The 4,031-nt window shown below is 28.6% G+C and carries 3 protein-coding genes; all 3 read right to left on the reverse strand.

Features of this window, described 5'->3' with window-relative positions:
• Positions 1-350: 350 nt before the first annotated feature.
• On the reverse strand, positions 351-545 hold the full coding sequence (locus VLM92_RS16605; protein ID WP_325277435.1) for a DUF3787 domain-containing protein: 195 nt from the start codon (positions 543-545) through the stop codon (positions 351-353).
• Between the two features lie 64 nt (positions 546-609).
• Positions 610-2,292, reverse strand: a complete 1,683-nt coding sequence (gene cspC, locus VLM92_RS16610) for a bile acid germinant receptor pseudoprotease CspC (protein WP_325277436.1) — start codon at positions 2,290-2,292, stop codon at positions 610-612.
• Between the two features lie 19 nt (positions 2,293-2,311).
• Positions 2,312-4,031: S8 family peptidase (locus tag VLM92_RS16615; protein WP_325277437.1), on the reverse strand; the 1,720-nt coding region annotated here is incomplete at its 5' end.

The raw sequence follows: 4,031 nt of genomic DNA on the forward strand, positions 1-4,031 counted from the left end.
ATAGTAATTATAAGTGTTATAGCTACACATATTAATAAATTTCTTCTTATATTAGAATTTTTATCATTCGTATTATCATTTTCTTGCACTTCATCAACAAATAAAGGTCTTTGAAGTTCCATTGTTATACTAAAAGTATCATCTATTTTATTGCATTTTGCATCTATATCTTCACTCATATTATACCTCCATAATTTTGAAATACTATTATAGTTTATCATATATGAGGTGATTTTTCATCAATGTAAATACTTCTATTTTTTTAAATTTTATGCGTAAGCTTTTTTTCATTGTAATTTAACATATAAAAAAATGAAGGCATATTTATGCCTTCATTTTTTATACTTTATCTATAATCTACTTCCATTATCAACCCAATCTTTAGCTTCTTCAACATTACTTAATGATGGTATTGATACTTTACTTTCTGCTTTTAGCTTGTCTATATCTGCCCAAGCAGCTGTTTGCGCATTATTTGTTGGTCTATGTTTCTTTAGTCTTTGGTTATTAGTACCACTTAATGCCTTAGCTTTTTTACTTTGCAAAATTATCACCTCTTTTTTTCTTTTGTATTAGTTTTAACCATTGTTTTTTATAAAATACATATTATTAGAGGCTATTTGAAATTTGTATCAATGTCTCTTTTAAATTTATAATTCCATACCCTTGAGATGTATTGGGATAATTATATATTTCTTCTCTTCTTGCACCTAACATTAAATATGTTTTTAGTGTTTGAGTATACATAGTCTCTTTAGCATATAAGCCTTGTTGACTTATATATTCCATAAGAATTGCTACTATTCCACTTGTGATTGAACTGCTAACGCCTGTACCTGTACCCGTATTATAACTTTGATTTTTATATGTTGATATTATATCTACACCTGGAGCTACTATATCAGGCTTTATATAACCTGTTCTCTTAGATCCTTTTGAAGAACCTATCCACATACTTACAGTTTTATCATTATATGCACCTACTGTTATTACATTATCTATATTTGCAAATAAAGTTATTGTTGATGAGGAATTTGGATCTAAAAATCTAGTATCTTCAGAAATTAGACTTTTATTTGGAATATAAACATTATATAATCCACTTATTATATATTCAGGATTTAATCGTATTGTCCAAACACCTGGCTTTATATCATAAAAGTCTATAAAGAATTTTTCACTGCCCAGTTCGAACCATGGATATACATATTGAATCTCATATGTTGTATTTTCCAAATTAAACTTACCGTAGTATGGATAATTGTCTGGAGAATATAAAATGTTATCGATAATTTCACCTGATGGTGATATTACTTGGGCTCCTATTTTATCTGGTCCATCTACAATTATATAAACCTCTAGATTAAGTTGATCTCCTACTTGAATTAATATATCCTTTGATTCATTAACATTTATTATACGTCCTTCATAATGAATATCTGTATTTCCCTCATTACCTGCTCCACTTACTAATATTACTCCAGGTTGATCTAAAAAACTAAAAGAATCTAATAATGATACTTCTATTTGCCCACTAGGCCCAACAGCTACTGTTAAGTTTATTATTATATATTTATCTTCTTTAGCTGCAACATCTTGTATATATTTTATAGCAGCTAAAAAATCCGCTGATTGATAGTTTATTATTCCATCTTTAAATCTATTTTTATATTCTCTCAGTTTTACAACTAATAATTCACTATCTACTGCGACTCCTTTATATCTTGAATTTAAATTTCCATTCCCAGAACATATCCCTGCTGCTATAGTCCCTGTTCCTATCTTATCTTCGCTTAAAGTACTATCATTTTCTTTTATTGCTTTATTTATATCTTCTCTAGTAAATTCACTTCCAAATAAACATCCTTCAGGTGGATTACCTTTTATACTTTCTTGATCCCATATAGATATTATTTTTGTTGTTCCATCTTTATTTATAAAATCTGGGTGTAAATAATCTATACCAGAGTCTATAATTGCAATTATCACACCTTTTCCACTAGCTTGAACATATGGATTTTTATATATATAATCTGTCCCCGCTGCAGTTGTAACAGTTTCTCCTGTTTCAAGATTATCAGTTATCTCTATCAATGAACTCATTGGACTAGACCTTTGCCACCATGCTATAATCTCTATTTGATTTAGTATATTTTCATCAAAATTTTCTAATAGATATACAGCTGCAATCTGTCTATTTAATATAATGTATCTATTAATCCCATTTGCCTTTAATGTATTTTCTAATTCTTCTATATCACTTTGATACATTATAAGGTAAGATTTTTCCATATTTTTGAAATCCCCCTTTTTATCTTAATTGTTCAAACATACCTCTTATATCTAATATTCCATATCCATAGTTTATATTCGGATATGTAATATTAGGGTCTTTTTTAGCACCGGTTTCAAGATATGGTCTTATTTGTTGAACAAATGATCTATTAGGATATAATTTATCTACTAAAACATATTGTAAAAAAAGAGAAACTGCTCCTGAAACATGTGCTCCAGCTACTGCTGTTCCTGTTATAGTTGCATATTTGTTTCCAGGATAAGGCGCTATTATATCTACTCCTGGTGCAACTATCTCTGGTTTTAATGAGTTATTTATGGTTGGTCCTCTTGATGATGAAGGCCACAAACTTTCATTTTTAGTGTCATATGCTCCTACTGTAATTTCATCTTCATAAGTTGCAGGGTAATTTATAGTATATAAAGGGTCTGGCTTTGTAAACTTAGTCCCTGGCTTTAAAAATACTCTGTTTGGTAAATACATGTGATATATTCCACTTATTATATATTCAGCAAATAGTCTTATTTTCCAAATTCCTTTTTTTACATTTTTTAAATTTATAGTAGTTTCTTGTTGACCTGTATATGTTGTTGGATATATATATGTTATTAAATAATCAGTTCCTTCTAAATCAAATATACCTGAAACGTAATTAAAATTTGCTACTTGTAATATTTTACTTGGTTCTCCACTAGGAGTTATAATACCAACAGCCATTTTATCTGGTCTATTTATTAATATTTGTATATCTAATTCATCTTCATCTTCTAATAATTCCAGATTTATTTCACCAATATCTCCTGCAAATTCAACTTTACCTGATGTATGAGTTTGAGTATTACCTTCGTTACCCGCTGATGTTACTAGACAAAATCCCTGTGCAAAATATAATTTTTCTTTTACAACTCTAGAACTTGTTTCAATCAGCTTAGTAGTTCCTACAGATATGTTTACTACAGCTGGCATTTTAAGACTCTTAGATTTTTCGTATATATATTGTGTTGCAGCAAATACCATTGCATTATTGTAAAATCCATTTATTTTTTTCATTTTTATAACTATTAATTCTGCATCTTCTGCTATTCCTGCATATTGTTTGTTTATATTTCCAAGGCCTGCACATATTCCACTTAGCATAGTTCCCTGACCTTCTTCATCGGTTGATAAGCTTGAATCATTATTTTCAATTGCCTTATTTATATCTTCTCTAGTGTATTCTGTTCCAATTGCATATCCTTTTGGAGGATTTTCATCTTTGGTTTGGTCCCATAAATATAATATTTTTGATGTACGATCTGGGTATATAAAATCTTCATGTAAATAATCTATGCCTGAGTCTATAATTCCAATTATTACACCCTTACCTGTTATAAATATATTTGGATTATTTTTTATAAAATTAGCACCTATATCTTCTGTTGCAACAACTCCTTCTGATGTCCCTTGACTTATTTCTACTAATGATGCTACTCTCGCTGAACGTTCTGCACTTTCTACTGACTTTAGAGTTAAAACACTTTTTATATCCTGTATGTTTGGTTTATCTATAAATACTATTCCAAAATTATCGGCTATTTTGTAATATTTATAGGATGTATTTAATTTTTCAAACTCTTCTTCAAATTCTGGACTATGAATTATATTAAATGCTGGCGTTAAATTTTCTATACTATTATCTAATTCTCTTTTAGAAATTTTTTTTGATGATTTATTATCTTTATAATCATGTTTTTCT

This window comes from Romboutsia sp., assembly GCF_035470145.1.
GTDB lineage: Bacteria > Bacillota > Clostridia > Peptostreptococcales > Peptostreptococcaceae > Romboutsia_D.